Origin of the sequence: Chryseobacterium sp. W4I1 (assembly GCF_030816115.1) — a bacterium.
Lineage (GTDB): Bacteria > Bacteroidota > Bacteroidia > Flavobacteriales > Weeksellaceae > Chryseobacterium.
Genome location: NZ_JAUSXQ010000001.1, coordinates 4,047,141 through 4,066,062 on the forward strand (window position 1 = coordinate 4,047,141; position 18,922 = coordinate 4,066,062).

Consider the following 18,922-nt stretch of genomic DNA (forward strand, 5'->3'; position numbering starts at 1 on the left):
TAACTTCCATCTTGCAACATTTGGCTTTCATACTTTATGAGATTAAAATATGATTAATATTTTCTTTTGATATTTCAGTTTTCATAGATTTTTTGTATTTTGTAGACACTTTATGAAATTAAAAGAACTTTTACATTATACGTATATTTTCCCCGTTCTGGCCGTTGGGTATTACTTTTCCGGGCTAATGGGAAGCGGAGTTGTTTATGATATTATTGCAGGACTTCTGCTCACCGGAAGTGTCTTATCTGCAGTACATCACGCAGAAGTTGTGGCTCATAAAGTAGGGGAGCCGTTCGGAACCATTATCCTTGCACTCTGTATCACTATTATTGAAGTTGCGTTGATCATCTCACTCATGGTAGCCGGCGGAGATCAGGCGATCACGCTGGCCAGAGATACCGTTTTTGCTGCGGTAATGATCATTCTTAATGGAATTTTAGGAATCTGTATTCTTGTAGGCGGTGTGAAATATCATGAGCAGTTTTTTGCAAGAACCTCAGCAACGACTTACTTAGTGAGTATTGTTTCCATTCTCGTACTTACCCTTGTCCTTCCCAATTTTACTTCAAGCGTCAATGGTCCTTTTTATAACGAAGCTCAGCTTATTTTTATATCCATCGCCTGTCTTGTGATCTACGGAATTTTTCTGATGGTTCAGACTGTGCGTCACAGAAGCTATTTTATCGTTCCTGATGAACATCCGGAAGAACATTATATTCCTTCATTAAATAAAACGCTGATAAGCTTTGGTTTTCTGGTGGTTTGTCTGGTGATTGTGGTCTTGATGGCCAAAGGCCTTTCAGGAACCATAGAAGGGATGGTACAGAGCATAGGTGCTCCGAAATCTTTGGTTGGGGTCATTATTGCAGGAGTGGTCCTTCTTCCTGAGGGAGTGGCTGCCATACGTGCTGCAAGAAGCAATCAGATACAGTCCAGTTTGAACCTGGCATTGGGATCTGCCTTGGCAAGTATTGGTCTGACCATTCCGGCCGTATCTGTTGTGTGTATCGTATATGATATTCCATTGGTATTGGGACTTGATAAAAAAGATATTATCCTCCTTTCCCTATCCGTATTTATAGTGATGCTCTCGTTAAGCCGTGGAAAAACAAATGTCCTGTACGGAACTGTTTTATTGGTGAATCTTGCAGCGTACATCTTTACTGTCATTGTCCCATAATTTAGAACGCATATCTCGTACCCGGAAACATCAAAACTCTCCGACTCTCAAACTTATATCACAGTCTCCTCGCAAGCTCCATTTTAAAAGCCATCAGCTTCGCAATGTTTTCTGATTTATAAATAGCCGTATCAGCATTTTCTCCGACAAAATTTTCCTCAATCGTTGTTCTCCAAAGCTCTAACCAACGGTCAAAGTGCTTCTGTTCCATTGCCTGGACTTCATTGATGGGGAAGTGCACGCCCATAGGATTTCCTTTGTAGCTCATCTGGCCAAAAAGGATGGATTCCCAGAAAGAATACATTTTCGGAAGATGCTTGTCCCAATCTACTTTCGCTACATCATTAAAGAAAAACCCAATGGTCTCATCTTTAATTACTTTCTTGTAAAACGAATTGACAAGATGCTCAATATCTTCTCTTGATTCCAGTTTTTTCATATGTCAAATGTACTGCAAAATCAAATTATAAATTCAATCATCAGCTTGATAAATTTCATGAAAACAATATTTTATCTTTGCATTATAAACAGAAAAAGAGGGATAGGTATTTTTCGCTTATCTGCTTACATTAAACTATAAATCATATAAGAATGGCAAGAGGCTTCAGACAGAAGATCCGTCAGAAAAATTCTGAAAACAGTGGCTTTGGAAGCAATGCATCCGGAAGGTTCATCAATAAAGATGGACTTCCCAATGTAAAGCGCAAGGGAGTTAATGTCTTCAATAGGCTGAGCTGGTATCATACCATGCTGAATCTTTCAACATTCCGGTTCTTATCTTACCTCATCATAGCCTATATCCTGATTAATCTGGTATTTGCTTTTATCTATTACCTAATCGGAGTAGAGCACCTTACCGGAATTGATAAAAGTGATCCGCTGAACGAGTTTATCGATGTATTTTTTTTCAGCTCACAAACGTTTACTACTGTTGGATATGGGAGAATTGCACCGGTAGGCTTTACGGCAAGTCTGGTGGCTACCTTTGAAGCTTTTCTGGGATTGCTTACCTTTGCCATCGCAACCGGACTTTTTTACGGAAGATTTTCCAGACCGAGGGCTTATCTCAGGTTTTCGGATATTGCAGTGATTGCTCCATTTAAAGGGTCGCGGGCTTTGATGTTCAGGCTGGCTCCTTTTAAAAACAATGCTTTGACGGATGCAGATGTCATTGTTTCGACAGCTATTGAAGTAATTGAGAATGGGGTACCCAAAAGTAATTTTTATTCTTTAAAGACCCATTTAAGCAAAATCAATACTTTGGCTTTGAACTGGACTGTTGTACATGAGATCAAAGAAGAATCACCGTTTTACGGGTTCTCTGAAGATGATTTTAAAAATACGGATATTGAGATTATTATACAGGTCCGTGCCTTTGATGAAGTCTTTTCCAATACGGTGGTGCAGAGATCTTCCTATGTTTCAAAAGAAATTGTGTACGGAGCTAGATTTACTCCAATGTATTATCCGGACAATAAAGATCAGACGACGATATTAGATCTGGATAAAATTAATGAATACCAAAAAGCAGATCTTCCGGAAATTACCGGAAACAAAGAATAAATGGATTTAGATTTCTATAAAAAGCAGGCTTTACAAAAGCAGAAGGAACATAAAAAGTTTTTGGACGGATTAAAAAAAAAAGTCGCCCAAAAATCTTGATTATATAGTGCAGGAAACCCACGAGGAAGTTTTTGAAGAAGTGGATTGCCTTCAGTGCGCCAACTGCTGCAAAACAACAGGACCTTTATACACAGAAAAAGATATTGAACGTATTTCAAAACATCTGCGCATGAAACAGGCTGATTTTGAAGCTAAATTTTTAAGGGTGGATGAAGACAACGATAAGGTACTTCAGGATCTTCCCTGCTTCTTTCTGAATGGTGACAATACCTGCTCAATATATGAAGTAAGGCCGAAAGCCTGCCGGGAATATCCACATACAGACCGGAAAAAAATCTACCAAATCAACGATTTAATGCTGAAAAATACCGTTATCTGTCCTGCAGCCTATGAGTTTGTAGAAAAGATGATGAAGAATATTTCAAAGTAAATAATGGTTTGTAAAATCTCTTAAATAATTATAAAGTACGTTAAATAAGATTATTACGCATAATTTAATAAAAGGTGTGTCGTTTAAGTTAAACAATCATTTAAAATATTACATTATGAAAAAGTTAGTTTTAACAGCAGCGTTTACATTAGTCGGCGTAATCGCAGTATCGGCACAAACCCAGACCCAAACTCAAAAGCCTGCCGATACCACTAATAACCAGACTACTCAAACTCAACAGCAAAATACACAACCGAGCACTACTACAGATGCTCAAAAACAAAATACCACGACGACCACGGTAGATCCGGCAGCAACTCCAGCTACCACTGTTGAAGAAGCAGCACCAGTAAGTACAGAAACCGCTACAGATGCTACAAAGCCTTCTGAAACGAAAGCAGAGAAAAAAGCGAAGAAAAAAGCAAAATCATCTAAGTAGATATTGAGCAAAGTAGAAAGGGGATCCTGGGATGAAATATCTCAGGATTTTTATTTCGTGGAGCTTATATTTTAAATTGTCTTAAAAAATTATAAATCACGTTAAAACAGTTACTTATAGAATATTTTAGTATGAAAATTGTATTTAACATAATACCATTCTAAATTATTAATATTATGAAAAAGTTAATTTTGGCAACCGTATTATTAGTAGGAACAGTAGCTATTTCCGCACAAACGACTCCACAGAAAAGAGACACCACGAGACCTGATACCACCAGGACCCATCGGGACATGAAGGACAGTACTATGAATAACACTAACAGCACCAATAGTTGGGACAAATCAAAAACTGATACTGCCAACTCGAAAAACAAAAATGCTGTACAAAGTGACAGAAAAATGAAAAAGAAAAATAAATAAATCGTAAAATAAAGTAAAAGTAATCCTGGGATAAGTATCTCAGGATTTTTTCTGATCTATTTCATGGGCTCTGAACTGTACTATTTTCCTGACAAGCTCTGCCGGAATATTCTGATCTGCCGGAAACTGAACAGCTCCCTTTGAAAATTTATACTGGTTTTTCACAAAATCTTTTTCAAAAGCTTTAATGTCTTCGGCCCCGGGATAAAATCCTATATGTTTTTTATAGCCTGCAAAGTAGACCAACGGTTTTCCCCTGTATCTGAATGTCGGCATCTGATAACCAATATATTCTTCAAGGCCTGTAATTTCGGAATGAATAGTTTCTCTTAATTCTATAAGTTTCTGCTGAACTTCATCAGGAAACAGAAGAATGTACTCATTAATATTTTTGAAGGTGTTTTTCATCCCATAAAAATAAAAAAAGCGCGGTACAAATACCACGCTTTCTCCTTTCACTTTTTACTTTTTTCCCATTATCCCGGGAACAGGCTTTATCAAAAAAGGCTGGGAACTTCCCAACCTTTGTTTATTTTTATACCACTCCCTGAGCTAGCATTGCTTCCGCTACTTTCACGAATCCAGCGATGTTGGCACCTTTCACGTAGTTTACGTAGCCATCTTCGTCTTTTCCGTAATCTCTACAAGCCTTGTGGATACCGATCATGATCTCTTTCAATCTTGCGTCAACCTCCTCAGAAGTCCAGTTAAGACGGATAGAGTTCTGTGTCATCTCAAGACCTGAAGTAGCAACACCTCCAGCGTTGGAAGCCTTACCAGGCGAGAATAATACTTTATTGTCTAAGAAATAGTTAATTGCATCTAATGTAGAAGGCATATTAGCGGCCTCAGTAACACACAGACATCCATTCTCTACCAAAAGTTTAGCATCTTCAAGATCTAATTCATTTTGGGTTGCAGATGGGAATGCTACATCACATTTTACACTCCAAGGACGTTTTCCTGCATGGAATTCCGCAGAAGGATATTTTTTAGCATAATCCTCAGCTCTATTATTTCCGGAAGATCTCAATTCTAATAAATAATCGATCTTTTCACCGCTGATTCCGTCTTTATCGTAGATATATCCATCAGGACCAGAAACTGTTACAACTTTAGCACCAAGCTCAGTTGCTTTCTTGATCACTCCCCAAGCTACATTTCCGAAGCCTGAAACCGTTACCGTTTTTCCTTTAAAGTCCTGTCCGATTGTTTTAAGCATTTGCTCTGCAAAGTAAACTACACCATATCCTGTAGCTTCAGGACGGATCAGTGAACCTCCATATGCAAGACCTTTTCCTGTAAGTACTCCTGTAAACTCGTTTCTTACTTTTTTGTACTGTCCGAAAAGATATCCGATCTCTCTTGCTCCTACACCAATATCTCCAGCAGGTACATCTGTTTCAGGACCGATATGCTTGCATAATTCAGTCATGAAAGCCTGGCAGAAACGCATTACTTCCATATCAGATTTACCTTGTGGGTCAAAATCTGAACCTCCTTTTCCTCCACCCATCGGTAGAGTCGTCAATGAGTTTTTAAATACCTGCTCGAAAGCTAAGAATTTAAGAACAGAAAGGTTTACAGTAGGATGGAAACGGATTCCTCCTTTGTATGGTCCGATCGCAGAGTTCATTTGGATTCTGAATCCTCTGTTTACCTGGATCTCTCCTTTATCATCAACCCATGGAACTCTGAAGATAATCACTCTTTCAGGTTCAGCCATTCTCTCTAGAAGCTTCATTCCCGTATATTCCTTCTTGGTCATAATAAACGGAATTACAGTCACAGCTACTTCTTTTACGGCTTGTAAAAATTCTGGTTCATTAGGATTTTTTGCTTCAATCTTGGCAATAAACTCCTGGATTTTCTGGTCAATATTATATTGTTCCATATATTAGGGTTGAATATTATTGTCAACAAATTTAATTTTTTTTTCAAGATTCACAATACTGTATTTCAACATTGCTGAAAATTAAATAATAATGTCCCGAAATATTATTAAATTAATAATTTGTAAGCAAATTTTATTAAAAATCAAAAGTTATGTCACAAATAATGCAGTATTAAGAAATCGTTAATTCTTAAATTGCTGTAAATTGCCTCCCGGAAAATGATTTTACTTTCCCTAAAAGCTCCAATTCCAAAATTACAGGAAGAATTTTATAGGAAGGTATCGAAACCATCTGTGCGAGATCGTCAAGAGAAACCTTAGGATTGTCTTTTATAGATTTATATATTGATTCTTGGTTATCAGATAGTTGTGTATTTGTTTCGCTGTAAGGAAATAGCTCTTCCATTTTATGTTTTGATTGATTGAAACCCAGGGAATCCACCAGGTCTTTTATCGTAGAAATAGCCGTTGCTTTGTTTTGGAAGATCAGATGGTTACACCCCTGACTGTAAGGATCCGTTATCTTTCCCGGAAGGGCAAAGACGTCCCGGTTGTAATCATTGGCAAAAGCCGCAGTGCTTACAGATCCGCCGCCGAAACCCGTTTCCACGACCAGAGTAGAAGGTGAAATTCCTGCAATAATTCTGTTTCTCTGGATGAAATTTTCACGGTCCGGTTTTCTGGAAGAATTGAATTCTGTAAGCAATGCACCTCCTTCCTCAATAATCTTTTCAGATAATTTTTTATTTTTAGAAGGATATAGCGTATGAAATCCATGGGCGAGAACCGCTATTGTAGGTATGTTATAATGAATTGATCGCTCATGAGACTCCTTATCAACTCCAAGAGCTAATCCACTGACTGATATGTATTTGTTGTGCTTTGTGGCTTCGAAAAATCCTTCAATGAATTCTTTGCCATAAGAGGTCATATTTCTGGTTCCTACGATACTTACCTTTGGCAGAGCATCATCAAAATTTCCCTTTTGATAAAGAATAGCAGGAGCATCATCACATTCGTTTAATAAGCGTGGAATTTCATTCAGATGTCTGAGCCTGATCTGTATATTGTTCTTTTCGCAGAATTCGATCTCCTTCTCTGCAAATTTAAGATGGTCTTCTTTGCCAATTTCCGAAACCGTTTTTCTGCCTATTCCATTCGTTTTGCTGTATTCCTTTTTAGCTTTTTTCCATACTTCTTCAGCGCTTCCGAAGGTTCGTACAAGTTTATGGAAATTGATGTCGCCTATAAGGCTGCATTCACGCAGGGCAATTGCATAAAGATATTCTTCAGTGATCATGTGTGTGTTTTATCAAATATAATAAAATAACATGAGTTGGCTACTGTCAGGAAACCTGAAGCTGGAAGAAAGAAATTATTGAGGCATTTTCTATTCTTTTAAGTTTACTTGATTACTGAAGCCTATTTTAATATCCAGACTCCATTTTCCAATCTCTACTCAATTTTACTTCTTTCTTAATTCATCCAAATGATCCCAGATATCATCTCTTTTTTTATAAGGTAGCTCCAAAAAGTCTTCGGGATGATTCTCTTTGTATTGCTGCCAGAGCTTATCATCTTTTTCGTTATAATAATTGGGAAATTCCCAGATGTATTTTTTTTTCTTTTCGCCTACATTTTTAAAAGCAAAAGCTATAATGCTTCCTACCACTGCTCCTGAAAGGTGTGCCTGCCATGAAATCTTGCTTGGCTCCTGCATATTATAAAATAACTCTTCAGGAAACATACCCCAGATCAAACTGCCATAGTATAAAACAACGAGCATGGATATAGTAAGATGCTTCATATTCCATTTGAATACCCCACTGAAAAAAAGAAAGAATGCAAGGACGTATACAATTCCGCTGGCTCCAATGGTGCAGGTGTACATATAATCACCGGTCAGGATGTCTATGGGAGGCAATAGCCAGATCAGCAGTCCTGTGGCCAGCCAGCCGGTAATGATTACTTTATTGGCAACTAAAGGATAGAACTGATATAAAAGAGACATAAGAATGGCTACCGGAATAGAATTTCCTATGATATGATCTAAATTTCCATGCAGCAGGGGAGAAGTGATGATTCCCAAAAGACCTTCCGGCAGTAAAGGTATAATGGCTCCGAAACAGCTTTGAAAAAAGCCCAGTGTCTGCAGAAAGTAGCCTAACCACATAGCCGAAAGCATTAGCAATGGGACTATAATAGCTCTTTTGGAAATTATATTTTTAAACATAGGAATGGTATCTCAAATCAAAAGCCAATAATAAATTTCGGAAAATTTGGCGATGTATCATATGATGATCTCTTTATTTTGAGACAAAAGGTTTCAATTTTTAAAATGCGAAGCTTAATATTTTGACATTGAATGTATTAAACTGGCTTGTTTTTGGTTAATTGAAAAGAGTTTTTACTTTTTAAGGCTTTTTATAAGTTGGATTTGCTTAAAAAAAAATTATATTAATATTTTTGTAATGAAAATCAGGTAACATAATGAAGAAGTTTTTATTGATTCTTTCCTTTTCTATGGGAATTTATGTAAGTGCACAAGAAGAATTGAAAAAAGATTCAGTAGTCGTGGATACGGTAAAATACTGGTCGGTAATGGGGAAAAATACTTTAATGATCAATCAGGCGGCCTTTTCAAACTGGGTCGGCGGAGGGGCCAACAATGTAGGATGGCTTGCTGGTGTAAACTACAATATTACCTATGAAAAAGACAATGATCTCTGGGAAAATATAATTGCTTTGGATTATGGGCAGAATGATACGAAAGGCCTGGGTGTAAGGAAAACACAAGATGTTATCAATGTTTCTACTAATTATGGGCGGAAATTTTCCAAAAGCTGGTATTTTTCTTTAGGAGCAGGGCTGCAGTCTCAGTTTGCTGCCGGATACGAAGACGGTAATAATCCTGCTGCCAAAAAGATCTCTAATTTTATGGCGCCCGGCTATCTAAATCTCGGTATGGGGATCACCTACCGGCCGAATGATAATTTGACGGTAACACTGCGGCCTACCAACGCCAGGTGGACATTTGTATTGGATAAGGAACTTCAGTATGCCGGAAGTTATGGTTTAAAAAATGATGGAGATACTTCATTGCTGCAGTTCGGTTTTCTAGGAACAGCAATGTATAAAGTAAAGCTGATGGAGAATGTTCATATAACCAATACGGCTTCAGTATTCTCAAATTACCTTGACCATCCGGAAAGATTGGTGCTGGCCTATGGTGCCGTTTTAAACTTTAAAGTAAATAAATTTATCTCATCCAATATTACAGTAGATCTTCTGTATGACCACAACCAGATCCAAAAAACACAGCTTAAGCAGACGCTCGGGATAGGGTTTTCCTATCTGCTGAATAACGGTGTGAAACGTTCTGACAGAAAGGACAGCCAATGGTGGATTAAAAAATAAATTATAACCTTCTTTATAAAGATCAAAGCACTTCTATAATAGGTGCTTTCCCGTTAATGTAAGCCGGGATTTATAAGTGCGGATAAGTTCATTGGTTTTTTTTTTAAGTGTAGTTTGCAGTCATTTAATGCTTTAAATAGCAATTTGATATTTCAAATAAGGGTGATTAGTTTTTTAACAGAAATTATATGTATATTTTTGTAACGAAAATCATTACTTATGAAAAAACTTTTATTGTCCGCTTCCATTTGTTTTGGAATCAGCGCAATGGCTCAGGAAGTTAAAACTGATGCCGCTACAGCAGATACCATAAAAGCATGGTCTATACAGGGACAGAATACCTTAATGCTCAATCAGGCTGCCTTTTCAAACTGGGTCGGCGGGGGAGCCAACAACGTTGGATGGCTTGCCGGGGTTAATTACAATATGACCTATGAAAAAGGGAAGGATCTTTGGGAAAATATCATTATTCTGGGCTACGGGCAGAATAATACAAAAGGGATCGGGACCAGAAAAACACAGGATGTAATCAATCTGTCTACCAATTACGGGCGTGAATTTGTCAAGAACTGGTACCTTTCAGGAGGTATAGGTCTGCAGACTCAGTTTGCAGGAGGTTATGAGGACGGAAATAATCCTGATGCAAAAAAGATTTCTAATTTTATGGCCCCCGGATACCTGAACGTAGGTGTTGGTGTTACTTACCGCCCTAATGACAATTTTACAATGACGCTCCGTCCTGCTAACGCCAGAGTAACTTTCGTTCTGGATAAGGAACTTCAGACAGCAGGAACTTATGGCCTTAAAAATGACGGTGATTCTTCTCTGTTCCAGTTCGGTTTTTTAGGCACAGCGATGTACAAGATCAAGATCATGGAGAATATTAACCTGACGAATACGGCTTCTGTATTTTCCAATTATCTGGACCATCCTGATCACCTGGTGCTGGGCTACAGCGGAATTCTTAATATGAAGATCAATAAGTTTATTTCAACGAATGTTACTTTAGATCTCCTGTATGACCATAACCAGATCCAGAAAACACAGCTTAAACAAACTTTGGGAGTAGGTTTCGCCTATAATATCGATAACGGAAAAAAACGTTCTGATAAGAAAGACAATCAATCCTGGTTGAAATAATTGGGGCGGTAGAGTTAGAAAAAAGGAGGCAAGAATTTACTATAGGAATAAAGGAATTAACTGTTTAAAGAACAATAATTTTAGATTCAACCTTAATAACTTCCCTCTTCCAGCTTCCATACTTATAAAATGACATCAATAAAAAAGCACTTCAGAAGAAGTGCTTTTTGGGTATCAATTTATATAAGTCTTAAAATTCTAAATCCACCTGTAGCTTTTCAGCTAAAAGTTTTGAAATTTTTTCTTTAAGCGGTTCAATATCAATATTCTGCATTGCGTCGTTGGCGAAAGCATATAAAAGTAAAGCCTGAGCTTCTTTTTTAGAAATTCCTCTTGCTCTTAAATAGAACAGGGCATCTTCGTTAAGCTGGCCCACTGTACAACCGTGAGAACATTTTACGTCATCTGCAAAGATCTCCAACTGAGGTTTTGTATCAATGGTAGCCCCTTCACTTAAAAGGACGTTGTTGTTTTGCTGATAAGCATTGGTTTTCTGAGCAATTTTATCTACAAAAACCTTTCCGTTGAAAACACCGTGCGCATTTCCATCGAAAATACCTTTATAATTCTGGTAGCTTTCACAGTTCGGGAAATTGTGGTGAACTGCTGTATGGTGATCCACAAGCTGATCTTTTCCAATGATCGTAATTCCATTCATAAACGAGTTGATATTGCTTCCGTTATGAATGAAATCCAAATTGTTTCTTACCAGCTTCCCTCCGAAAGTGAAGGTATTTACTGTCGTCAAGCTGTCTTTTTCCTGCCTTGCAAAAGTACTGTCAATCAGATATGAGGTGTTGTTGTCATTCTGAAGCTTATGCCAGTCTGCTTTAGCATTGGGATAAGTAAAGATTTCCGTCACAGAATTTGTCAGAACATAAGTGTCATCAAAATTATGGTGACTTTCTATAACCTCTACTTTAGCACCTTCTTCTACAATCAGTAAATTTCTTGTATTATAGAATGTATTTTCTTCCTGATTCTGAGAAATATAAAAAATGTGGATTGGTTTTTCAATCACTACATTTTTGGGAACTTTCAGAAAAAAACCATACTTGCAGTAAGCAAGGTTTAGATTGGTGAAAGCTGAATCTTTGGAAGCAATAGTATTAAAATAGGTATCAAATACTTCTTTATGTTTTTCATCATTCAAAGCATAATTGAACGAAAGAAATTCTACATTTTCTATAGAAACTTTTGAAAGCTCTTTATGAAGTTTACCATTTACAAAAACGATCCAGTCAAAATTTTCTTCACCCAAATGCAGCTGATCCAGCCGTTCTCTGGTGATATTGTGACCTTCTTTAGGGAAAAAGTTATAATTTTTCTCTGTGATCTCTTTTACATTGGTATATTTATATTCTTCGTCTTTTTTTGTTGGAAAACCTAAGTTTTCGAAATTCTGAAGAGCAGTTTTTCTCTCTTCATCCAGAAACCTGTGACGAAGACTCTCCAAAAATTCACCGTGATTGTCAATAATCTGATCGTATAAAGCCATTACTGCTATTTCGGCCATCACACCTTATTTTATATATTTAAAAAATAATAATATTTACTGCGGTTTTTCCGCATCTTCAGAAAGGATTGATAAAATCCCCACTGAATTCTTCTTCTTAGTTAAGAAGCCAGTCGTAGCCTTTTTCTTCAAGCTCTAAAGCCAGAGATTTATCACCGGTTTTGATGATTTTTCCGTTGGCAAGAACGTGAACAAAGTCAGGCTGGATATAGTTAAGCAATCTCTGATAATGAGTAATCAGAAGAACTGCATTTCCTTCATTTTTTAAAGTGGTTTACACCATCTGCAACGATTCTTAATGCATCAATATCCAATCCTGAATCTGTTTCATCAAGAATAGCTAATTTAGGATTAAGCATCATCATCTGGAAGATCTCGTTTCTCTTCTTTTCACCTCCGGAAAAACCTTCGTTCAGTGATCTTGAAAGGAAATCTTTTTTAATTCCCAATTGTTCAGACTTTTCACGGATAAGAGCAAGCATTTCTTTTGCCGGCATTTCAGCCAGTCCGTTTGCTTTTCTTGTCTCGTTTAAAGCAGCCTTAATAAAGTTGGTTACAGAAACTCCCGGGATTTCTACCGGATATTGGAAAGAAAGGAAAACTCCTTTGTGTGCTCTATCTTCAGGAGCATCTTCAATGATGTTTTCTCCCTGGAAAATAATTTCCCCTTCTGTTACTTCATACTCTTCTTTTCCTGCAATCACAGAAGAAAGAGTAGATTTTCCAGCTCCGTTCGGTCCCATAATGGCATGAACTTCACCCGGCTTTATTTCAAGATTAATTCCTTTTAAAATTTCTGCGCCATCTTCAATTCTGGCGTGTAAGTTTTTTATCTCTAACATTTTTATTTGCTAAACAAATTATTTTGAATTCTATATACTAAACTTTCAGGTTGACCGGGAACATCATTAAGAGTTCCAATTGGTGTCATTCCTGCCTTTTCTAAAACTTTAACAGAAGCTATATTGTCAGGACGAACAATTCCAAATATTTCTTCTTTACCGATATTAAATCCCAGGTTTATAGCTTTCTTTGTGAATTCTGTTGCGTATCCTTTTCCCCATGCTTCCACTGCAAAGCGGTATCCAAGATTTAGTTTTTCTTCTTCACCGTACATTTTATAGCTCAAGCCTCCAAAACCGATAATGTTCTTGTTTTCTTTTGCTATAATGGTCCAGCCCCCAAAATCATACTGCTCCCAATGATCCATCATTCTTTTAAATGTGTTTTCTGCTTTCGCAAAAGTCATTGGTCCACCCGGATTATACAGGTTCGTCTGTGGATCCTTATTAATTTCAAAGAACCTTTCAAAATCTTCTTTCTCAGGTCTTCTTAAAATTAAATTTTCGGTGGCCTCCATTATCAATTTATCCTACAGAGCCCTCAAGCGATATCTCTAACAATTTCTGAGCCTCAATGGCGAATTCCATAGGAAGCTTATTCAATACTTCTTTGCTGAAGCCATTGACAATCAAAGCAATTGCTCTTTCTGTATCAATACCTCTCTGGTTACAGTAGAAGATCTGATCTTCACCGATCTTTGAAGTCGTTGCCTCATGCTCTAACTGTGCCGTTGGGTCTTTGATCTCAATATAAGGGAAGGTATGTGCACCACATTCATTACCCATCAACAGGGAGTCACACTGGGAGAAATTTCTTGCTCCTTTTGCAGAAGGCATTACTTTTACCAAACCTCTGTATGAATTCTGAGATTTTCCTGCAGAAATACCCTTTGAAATAATTGTTGATTTCGTATTCTTACCAATGTGGATCATTTTTGTTCCTGTATCGGCATACTGATGATTGTTCGTTACAGCGATAGAATAGAACTCACCGATTGATCCGTCACCTTTTAAGATACATGAAGGATATTTCCATGTTACGGCAGAACCTGTTTCCACTTGTGTCCAGGAGATTTTTGCTTTCCTTTCACATAAACCTCTTTTGGTTACAAAATTGAAAACACCACCTTTTCCTTCTTCATTCCCCGGATACCAGTTTTGAACAGTTGAATATTTGATCTCTGCATTATCCATTGCAATAAGTTCCACAACGGCTGCGTGCAGCTGGTTTTCATCTCTTGAAGGGGCTGTACATCCTTCAAGATAAGAAACGTAACTTCCTTCATCTGCGATCACAAGCGTTCTTTCAAATTGACCTGTTCCTGCCTGATTGATACGGAAATAAGTGGAAAGCTCCATCGGGCATCTTACCCCTTTTGGAATATAGCAGAAACTTCCGTCAGAAAATACTGCGGAATTCAATGCTGAATAAAAATTATCTCCTCTTGGAACTACTTTTCCAAGATATTTTCTTACCAGATCAGGATGGTTTTTAATAGCTTCCGAAATGGAACAGAAAATAATTCCTTTTTCCATTAAGGTATCCTGAAATGTAGTTTTTACGGAAACCGAATCTATTACGATATCTACAGCAACTCCTGAAAGTCTTTTCTGTTCCTCGATATTGATCCCCAATTTGGCAAAAGTTGCCAATAATTCCGGATCTACCTCATCTAAACTTTCCAATTCAGGTTTTGATTTTGGTGCAGCGTAATATTTGATCGCCTGGAAGTCTGGCTTTTCATATTTAATGTTGGCCCAGGTAGGTTCCGTCATTTTCAGCCAGATCCTGAAAGATTCCAAACGCCATTCTGTCATCCATTCCGGTTCCTCTTTTTTTGCAGAGATGGCACGAACGATATCTTCATTTAAACCAATTGGGAAATCTTCGTAATCGATTTTTGTTTCCCAACCGAATTCATATTTTTTATTTTCGAGATCGACTCTTAAATCGTCTTCAGTGTATTTACTCATTGTAATAGATTTTAGAGGTCAGTTTTCAGATGTTAGTCTTTGCAATGTGCTCATTTCTAACCTCTTGTTTCTAACTTCTAATTATAAAGAAAAACTCTCTCCACAACCACACGTTCTGGATGCATTAGGATTGTTGAAAACAAACCCCTTTCCGTTTAATCCTCCTGAATATTCAAGGATCGTTCCTGCTAAATAAAGGATAGATTTTTTTTCAACAATAATTTTGACATCATTGTCTTCAAAAATTTGATCTGTGTCTGTTTTTTGATTGTCAAATCCCAAAACATACTCTAAACCAGAACATCCTCCACTTTTCACCCCTACTCTTATATAATCTTCAGCAGGGTTGAAACCATCTTCCGTCATAAGTTGGATGGCTTTTGCCTTTGCTTGGTCTGATACTTTTATCATTGTATTTATTTAGAATGATTTAATTATGCAAAAATACGAACTAATTTCCGCAATCTCAAATTGAAGCTATCTATTTTAATGATTCCAATCTTATTAAATTAATTTGGATTTGATTGTGGATGTTAAATTTATATAAATTTCATTTCAAAAATCCTGAGATTTTGTTTTTGATTTAACTTTGAGTAGGATTTAATATCTATAAAAGAAATAATATATGAAATATAAATTACCTGTTTTTTTGATGCTGTTTTTATTAACAATGTACCATGGACAGACGGTAAGATACATATACCAGGCTTCGGTTAATCCGGATTCAATTAATCTGGTAACGATGAAAACTGAAAAAACTTTTCTGAATGTTAAAGGAGATCATTCTTTATTTATCAGTGAAAATAAATTAATTAAAGATTCTTTATTTACCGTTTTTAAAGAAGAAGAAAAAAAAGATAAGAAGAGTGAAAAAAAAGATTTTTCTAAGCTTGATGTACGAAAACATGCTGAACCTACTTTTTTTGAATATTATATCACCAAAAATATTCCCGGGCAAAAGGTTTATTACCACGACAAAGTAGCAGGGAAACAAATTTATTATCAGGAAGACCGACCGATAAAATGGGAAATAACGAATGTTATGGAACAGCAAAATGGATATCCGGCTCAAAAAGCTATAACCAATTTTGGAGGCAGAGTGTGGACAGCCTGGTTCACAAAAGAAATTAATATTTCTGATGGTCCCTATAAATTCTCTGGATTACCGGGATTAATTGTGAAATTAGAAGATGATAAAGGCGACTATAAATTTGATCTGATCAAAAAAATAATAATTAAAAATTCTTTTGAAGAGCCGGATATTTCTGATGCAAAACAAAGTACAAGAATTAATTTTAACGGTGATAAAGCTGCACTGGAGCTTGAATTTGCAAAAAACAGAAGAACAATGAAAGATGCTGCAGGAATGCAAAACTTTGGCGGAGGCGGTAGACATGGCGGAGGAATGAGAGGAGGTGATCATCCAGGTGGTGGGGAAATGACGGGTAGAGGAATGAATGGGGATCACATGCCTTCACCAAATTCTGACACAGCTACTCCTTCTTTTAATAATGAGATCAGTCAAAACCCAATTGAATTAAAATAAAACTTAGAATGAAAAAAATAGGCATCATTGCTTTAGCGCTGTTTATACAGCATATTTCCGGACAGAGCAACCGTTTTGTATATCAGGTTACGATGAAACCTGATGCGGAAAATAAAACCGATATTAAAACAGAAAATGCATATCTGGATATTTCCGCAGAAAAATCTCTTTTTTATTCCGAAAACAGATTTAAAAGGGATTCCATACTGCAAAAGGCTTTTTCAGGTGGAGGAGGCAGAGGTTCAGTAAGCAGAGAGCAGATGGAAGGTGTACGAACCAATATCAATTATTCAGTTGAAAAGGATAAGGCTAGCCAGAAAACAATCTTTAAGGATAGGATTGGAAGGGATGTTTATGTGTATGAGGAAGACCGTCCCCTGAACTGGAAGATATCTTCCGAAACCACGAAAATAGGAGACTACAAAGTACAAAAGGCAACAACGGATTTTGCAGGAAGGAAATGGACTGCCTGGTTCACTACAGATCTGCCTTATCAGGACGGGCCCTATAAATTTGGAGGACTTCCCGGACTTATCGTTAAAGTGGAAGATGAGAACGGTGATTATTCTTTTGACCTGATGAAGAATTATAAAATTGCAGAAATTTCAACTTTAAATCAATTTGGAAATACTTTGAAAGTAAAAAGATCTGATTATGTGAAGCAACAGGAAAAGTTTAAAACAGATCCCATGTCATTCATGCAGAGTGGCGGAGGGGGAGGCTTCCCGGCATCCCCGAGAGCAGGTGGTGGCGGTGGAAATCAAAACCCGGCAGATATGAGGAAGAGAATGGAAGAAAGAGTAAAACAAGAAGCTAAGAAAAATAGCAACCCCATTGAATTGCAATAAAACAATCATCCCTGAAGAACTTCTTCAGGGATGATTGTTTGTATAAGATTTCTATTCTTAAATTATTTTAAAAGCTGGTTAAAGGTATCTCCCTGCTTAATATCTCCTGTATTATAACCTTTCATAAACCATTCTTTGCGCTGAGCTGATGAGCCGTGGGTAAAGCTTTCCTGATTCACATAGCCTTGCGATCTTTTTTGGATATTGTCATCACCTACAGCCTGGGCCGCATCTATGGCAGATTCTATATCACCAGGCTCCAGAATACCTTTTGTATCATTTGTTCTTTTTGCCCATACTCCGGCATAGAAATCTGCCTGCAGCTCTGTAGCTATAGACACCCTGTTCATATCTGCTTCAGAATATCTTCCGCTTCTTCTTAACTCATCTACTTTCTGAGTGGTTCCCAAAAGAGTCTGGATATGGTGCCCTTCTTCGTGGGCCAAAACATAGGCTACAGTGAATTCCGTTACTTTTGCCCCGAATCTCTGCTGTAGTTCATTAAAAAAGCTCATGTCCATATAGATCTTTTGGTCGGCAGGACAGTAGAACGGTCCCATGGCAGACTGAGCAGTTCCGCATCCGGATTGTGTAGTATCTTCAAAAAGAACAATTCCCGGTTTTGTATACGTCATCCCGTTTTCTTTAAAAATCTGATCCCAGGTAATGACATTCCATCCACTCATCATATCTACCATTTCCCCAATTTTATTCTCTTCAGCGGTAAGTTCGCGTTTTTGTCCGTTTCCGGAAGATTGTACACTGCCGGAGTTCAGAATACCGGAAGGATCACCTCCCAAAAAGAAAACAATTGCAGCTATAATCAAAGTTCCGAGCCCTCCACCTACAATCATACCTCCGCTGCCACCAGAACCACGGCGGTCATCCACGTTTCCGCCTCTGTCGTCTGTCCATTTCATAATAAATAAATTTTTGCCTTGTAAATTTAAAATAATATCATTACTAAATTGCTACTTTTGTGAAAAATTACAACCTTCGTGAAAAAAATTAAGCTTTGCCTGTTATCAGTTGGAATAATGGCATTTACAGCCTGTAAAAAAGAGAAAGAGGATGAAGTAAATAATGTTGATAAGAATGGTTCAATTGAAACCGTACTTTCCGTTGAACATCTTGATCATGCAGACCTTCTCATCACTAAACACAAAATCTGGAAGGATAAAAGACTTTTTAAAGAAATTATTAAAAAGGATACCATTCCAAGCCTTGGAGATACTCTTGTAGGAGGAGAAGACAATAATGGTTCTGAGCATATTGCCAAAACGAAAAAAGACTATGAATTTTTTATAACCGTTCAATAATGAAAAAGTCCAGTTCTATAAAATTGCTTTTTGTGACAGGAATATTGGCTGCCTGTTCTCAGGAGACATCTAAGAATCCAAACGAAAAGAAAGTCTATATGAGGTCTGATACTACAGCTTCCTACACCAGATCACATGGTTTTATGACGGGACTTCTGCTGTACCATGCATTTAGGCCGTATGGAGCTTACAGCTACGGTTCTTATCAGAAGGCCGGCTATTACAGTGATGCGATAAGCACCAAATCCAATATCGGTAGAAATAACTTTAAAGGAAATGTAGTAAGAGGCCAGCTGGGAAGAAGTGGTTTCAGTGCATCATCATAAATT

20 protein-coding genes and 2 pseudogenes are annotated in these 18,922 nt (G+C 37.3%); 11 read left to right on the plus strand and 11 right to left on the minus strand.

The annotated features are described in order from the left end of the window. The first annotated feature begins 112 nt into the window (after positions 1-112). The gene (locus QF044_RS18885) at positions 113-1,183 is read left to right on the plus strand and encodes a calcium:proton antiporter (RefSeq protein ID WP_307270630.1); all 1,071 of its coding nucleotides are present in this window, start codon (positions 113-115) and stop codon (positions 1,181-1,183) included. A 58-nt stretch (positions 1,184-1,241) separates the two neighbouring features. On the opposite strand, the gene QF044_RS18890 is transcribed toward QF044_RS18885, so the two are convergent. Continuing rightward, positions 1,242-1,622: a group III truncated hemoglobin gene (locus tag QF044_RS18890; RefSeq protein WP_307270632.1), complete on the minus strand. Its 381-nt coding sequence runs from the start codon at positions 1,620-1,622 to the stop codon at positions 1,242-1,244. Positions 1,623-1,774: 152 nt separating this feature from the next. Between QF044_RS18890 and QF044_RS18895 the strand changes: the two genes are divergently transcribed. The 4 genes and pseudogenes from QF044_RS18895 (at position 1,775) to QF044_RS18910 (ending at position 4,097) form a co-directional block, all read left to right on the plus strand. Further along, entirely contained in the window at positions 1,775-2,746 is a 972-nt protein-coding gene (locus QF044_RS18895) for an ion channel (protein ID WP_307270634.1), read from the plus strand. Continuing rightward, positions 2,747-3,236, plus strand: a pseudogene (locus QF044_RS18900) (YkgJ family cysteine cluster protein). Between the two features lie 115 nt (positions 3,237-3,351). Next, complete coding sequence (locus tag QF044_RS18905; RefSeq protein WP_307270637.1) at positions 3,352-3,675, plus strand: hypothetical protein; 324 nt, start codon at positions 3,352-3,354, stop codon at positions 3,673-3,675. Positions 3,676-3,851: 176 nt separating this feature from the next. Continuing rightward, entirely contained in the window at positions 3,852-4,097 is a 246-nt protein-coding gene (locus tag QF044_RS18910) for a hypothetical protein (protein ID WP_307270639.1), read from the plus strand. Positions 4,098-4,136: 39 nt separating this feature from the next. On the opposite strand, the gene QF044_RS18915 is transcribed toward QF044_RS18910, so the two are convergent. The 4 genes from QF044_RS18915 to QF044_RS18930 form a co-directional block, all read right to left on the minus strand. Continuing rightward, the gene (locus QF044_RS18915; protein ID WP_307270641.1) at positions 4,137-4,505 is read right to left on the minus strand and encodes an iron chaperone; all 369 of its coding nucleotides are present in this window, start codon (positions 4,503-4,505) and stop codon (positions 4,137-4,139) included. 127 nt (positions 4,506-4,632) lie between these two features. After that, positions 4,633-5,991, minus strand: a complete 1,359-nt coding sequence (gene gdhA / locus QF044_RS18920) for an NADP-specific glutamate dehydrogenase (protein WP_307270644.1) — start codon at positions 5,989-5,991, stop codon at positions 4,633-4,635. Between the two features lie 190 nt (positions 5,992-6,181). After that, on the minus strand, positions 6,182-7,291 hold the full coding sequence (dprA, locus tag QF044_RS18925) for a DNA-processing protein DprA (RefSeq protein ID WP_307270646.1): 1,110 nt from the start codon (positions 7,289-7,291) through the stop codon (positions 6,182-6,184). A 165-nt stretch (positions 7,292-7,456) separates the two neighbouring features. Further along, the gene (locus QF044_RS18930; RefSeq protein ID WP_307270647.1) at positions 7,457-8,224 is read right to left on the minus strand and encodes a rhomboid family intramembrane serine protease; all 768 of its coding nucleotides are present in this window, start codon (positions 8,222-8,224) and stop codon (positions 7,457-7,459) included. 257 nt (positions 8,225-8,481) lie between these two features. Between QF044_RS18930 and QF044_RS18935 the strand changes: the two genes are divergently transcribed. Together QF044_RS18935 and QF044_RS18940 are read left to right on the plus strand one after the other, a co-directional pair. Beyond that, positions 8,482-9,408, plus strand: a complete 927-nt coding sequence (locus QF044_RS18935; protein ID WP_307270650.1) for a DUF3078 domain-containing protein — start codon at positions 8,482-8,484, stop codon at positions 9,406-9,408. A gap of 219 nt (positions 9,409-9,627) precedes the next feature. Further along, positions 9,628-10,548 carry a DUF3078 domain-containing protein gene (locus tag QF044_RS18940; protein ID WP_307270653.1) on the plus strand — a complete coding sequence of 307 codons (921 nt, stop codon included), beginning with the start codon at positions 9,628-9,630 and terminating at the stop codon, positions 10,546-10,548. A gap of 190 nt (positions 10,549-10,738) precedes the next feature. Here the strand turns inward: QF044_RS18940 and sufD are convergent, their stop codons facing one another. The 5 genes and pseudogenes from sufD to QF044_RS18965 form a co-directional block, all read right to left on the minus strand. Then, positions 10,739-12,046: a Fe-S cluster assembly protein SufD gene (sufD, locus tag QF044_RS18945; RefSeq protein WP_307272076.1), complete on the minus strand. Its 1,308-nt coding sequence runs from the start codon at positions 12,044-12,046 to the stop codon at positions 10,739-10,741. Positions 12,047-12,161: 115 nt separating this feature from the next. Then, positions 12,162-12,906, minus strand: a pseudogene (gene sufC, locus QF044_RS18950) (Fe-S cluster assembly ATPase SufC). Positions 12,907-12,908: 2 nt separating this feature from the next. Continuing rightward, positions 12,909-13,424: a GNAT family N-acetyltransferase gene (locus tag QF044_RS18955; RefSeq protein ID WP_307270656.1), complete on the minus strand. Its 516-nt coding sequence runs from the start codon at positions 13,422-13,424 to the stop codon at positions 12,909-12,911. A 7-nt stretch (positions 13,425-13,431) separates the two neighbouring features. Continuing rightward, positions 13,432-14,880: a Fe-S cluster assembly protein SufB gene (gene sufB / locus QF044_RS18960; protein ID WP_307270658.1), complete on the minus strand. Its 1,449-nt coding sequence runs from the start codon at positions 14,878-14,880 to the stop codon at positions 13,432-13,434. 81 nt (positions 14,881-14,961) lie between these two features. Further along, positions 14,962-15,291, minus strand: a complete 330-nt coding sequence (locus QF044_RS18965; RefSeq protein ID WP_307270662.1) for an iron-sulfur cluster assembly accessory protein — start codon at positions 15,289-15,291, stop codon at positions 14,962-14,964. A 214-nt stretch (positions 15,292-15,505) separates the two neighbouring features. On the opposite strand from QF044_RS18965, the gene QF044_RS18970 reads away from it, so the two are divergent. After that, entirely contained in the window at positions 15,506-16,426 is a 921-nt protein-coding gene (locus QF044_RS18970) for a GLPGLI family protein (RefSeq protein WP_307270665.1), read from the plus strand. 8 nt (positions 16,427-16,434) lie between these two features. After that, a complete protein-coding gene (locus tag QF044_RS18975) occupies positions 16,435-17,274 on the plus strand; it encodes a GLPGLI family protein (protein ID WP_307270668.1) in 840 nt (279 codons plus the stop codon). Between the two features lie 62 nt (positions 17,275-17,336). On the opposite strand, the gene QF044_RS18980 is transcribed toward QF044_RS18975, so the two are convergent. Then, complete coding sequence (locus QF044_RS18980) at positions 17,337-18,194, minus strand: neutral zinc metallopeptidase (RefSeq protein ID WP_307270671.1); 858 nt, start codon at positions 18,192-18,194, stop codon at positions 17,337-17,339. A 78-nt stretch (positions 18,195-18,272) separates the two neighbouring features. On the opposite strand from QF044_RS18980, the gene QF044_RS18985 reads away from it, so the two are divergent. Then, complete coding sequence (locus QF044_RS18985) at positions 18,273-18,593, plus strand: hypothetical protein (protein WP_307270673.1); 321 nt, start codon at positions 18,273-18,275, stop codon at positions 18,591-18,593. Beyond that, entirely contained in the window at positions 18,593-18,919 is a 327-nt protein-coding gene (locus QF044_RS18990; protein ID WP_307270676.1) for a hypothetical protein, read from the plus strand. Before QF044_RS18985 ends, QF044_RS18990 begins: the two co-directional genes overlap by 1 nt. The last annotated feature ends 3 nt before the right edge of the window (positions 18,920-18,922 follow it).

Coding starts and splice junctions, on each gene's coding strand:
- QF044_RS18885 (WP_307270630.1), top strand. CDS start 113: ATGAAATTAAAAGAACTTTTACATTATACGTATATTTTCCCCGTTCTG.
- QF044_RS18890 (WP_307270632.1), bottom strand. CDS start 1,622: ATGAAAAAACTGGAATCAAGAGAAGATATTGAGCATCTTGTCAATTCG.
- QF044_RS18895 (WP_307270634.1), top strand. CDS start 1,775: ATGGCAAGAGGCTTCAGACAGAAGATCCGTCAGAAAAATTCTGAAAAC.
- QF044_RS18905 (WP_307270637.1), top strand. CDS start 3,352: ATGAAAAAGTTAGTTTTAACAGCAGCGTTTACATTAGTCGGCGTAATC.
- QF044_RS18910 (WP_307270639.1), top strand. CDS start 3,852: ATGAAAAAGTTAATTTTGGCAACCGTATTATTAGTAGGAACAGTAGCT.
- QF044_RS18915 (WP_307270641.1), bottom strand. CDS start 4,505: ATGAAAAACACCTTCAAAAATATTAATGAGTACATTCTTCTGTTTCCT.
- gdhA (WP_307270644.1), bottom strand. CDS start 5,991: ATGGAACAATATAATATTGACCAGAAAATCCAGGAGTTTATTGCCAAG.
- dprA (WP_307270646.1), bottom strand. CDS start 7,291: ATGATCACTGAAGAATATCTTTATGCAATTGCCCTGCGTGAATGCAGC.
- QF044_RS18930 (WP_307270647.1), bottom strand. CDS start 8,224: ATGTTTAAAAATATAATTTCCAAAAGAGCTATTATAGTCCCATTGCTA.
- QF044_RS18935 (WP_307270650.1), top strand. CDS start 8,482: ATGAAGAAGTTTTTATTGATTCTTTCCTTTTCTATGGGAATTTATGTA.
- QF044_RS18940 (WP_307270653.1), top strand. CDS start 9,628: ATGAAAAAACTTTTATTGTCCGCTTCCATTTGTTTTGGAATCAGCGCA.
- sufD (WP_307272076.1), bottom strand. CDS start 12,046: ATGGCTTTATACGATCAGATTATTGACAATCACGGTGAATTTTTGGAG.
- QF044_RS18955 (WP_307270656.1), bottom strand. CDS start 13,424: ATGGAGGCCACCGAAAATTTAATTTTAAGAAGACCTGAGAAAGAAGAT.
- sufB (WP_307270658.1), bottom strand. CDS start 14,880: ATGAGTAAATACACTGAAGACGATTTAAGAGTCGATCTCGAAAATAAA.
- QF044_RS18965 (WP_307270662.1), bottom strand. CDS start 15,291: ATGATAAAAGTATCAGACCAAGCAAAGGCAAAAGCCATCCAACTTATG.
- QF044_RS18970 (WP_307270665.1), top strand. CDS start 15,506: ATGAAATATAAATTACCTGTTTTTTTGATGCTGTTTTTATTAACAATG.
- QF044_RS18975 (WP_307270668.1), top strand. CDS start 16,435: ATGAAAAAAATAGGCATCATTGCTTTAGCGCTGTTTATACAGCATATT.
- QF044_RS18980 (WP_307270671.1), bottom strand. CDS start 18,194: ATGAAATGGACAGACGACAGAGGCGGAAACGTGGATGACCGCCGTGGT.
- QF044_RS18990 (WP_307270676.1), top strand. CDS start 18,593: ATGAAAAAGTCCAGTTCTATAAAATTGCTTTTTGTGACAGGAATATTG.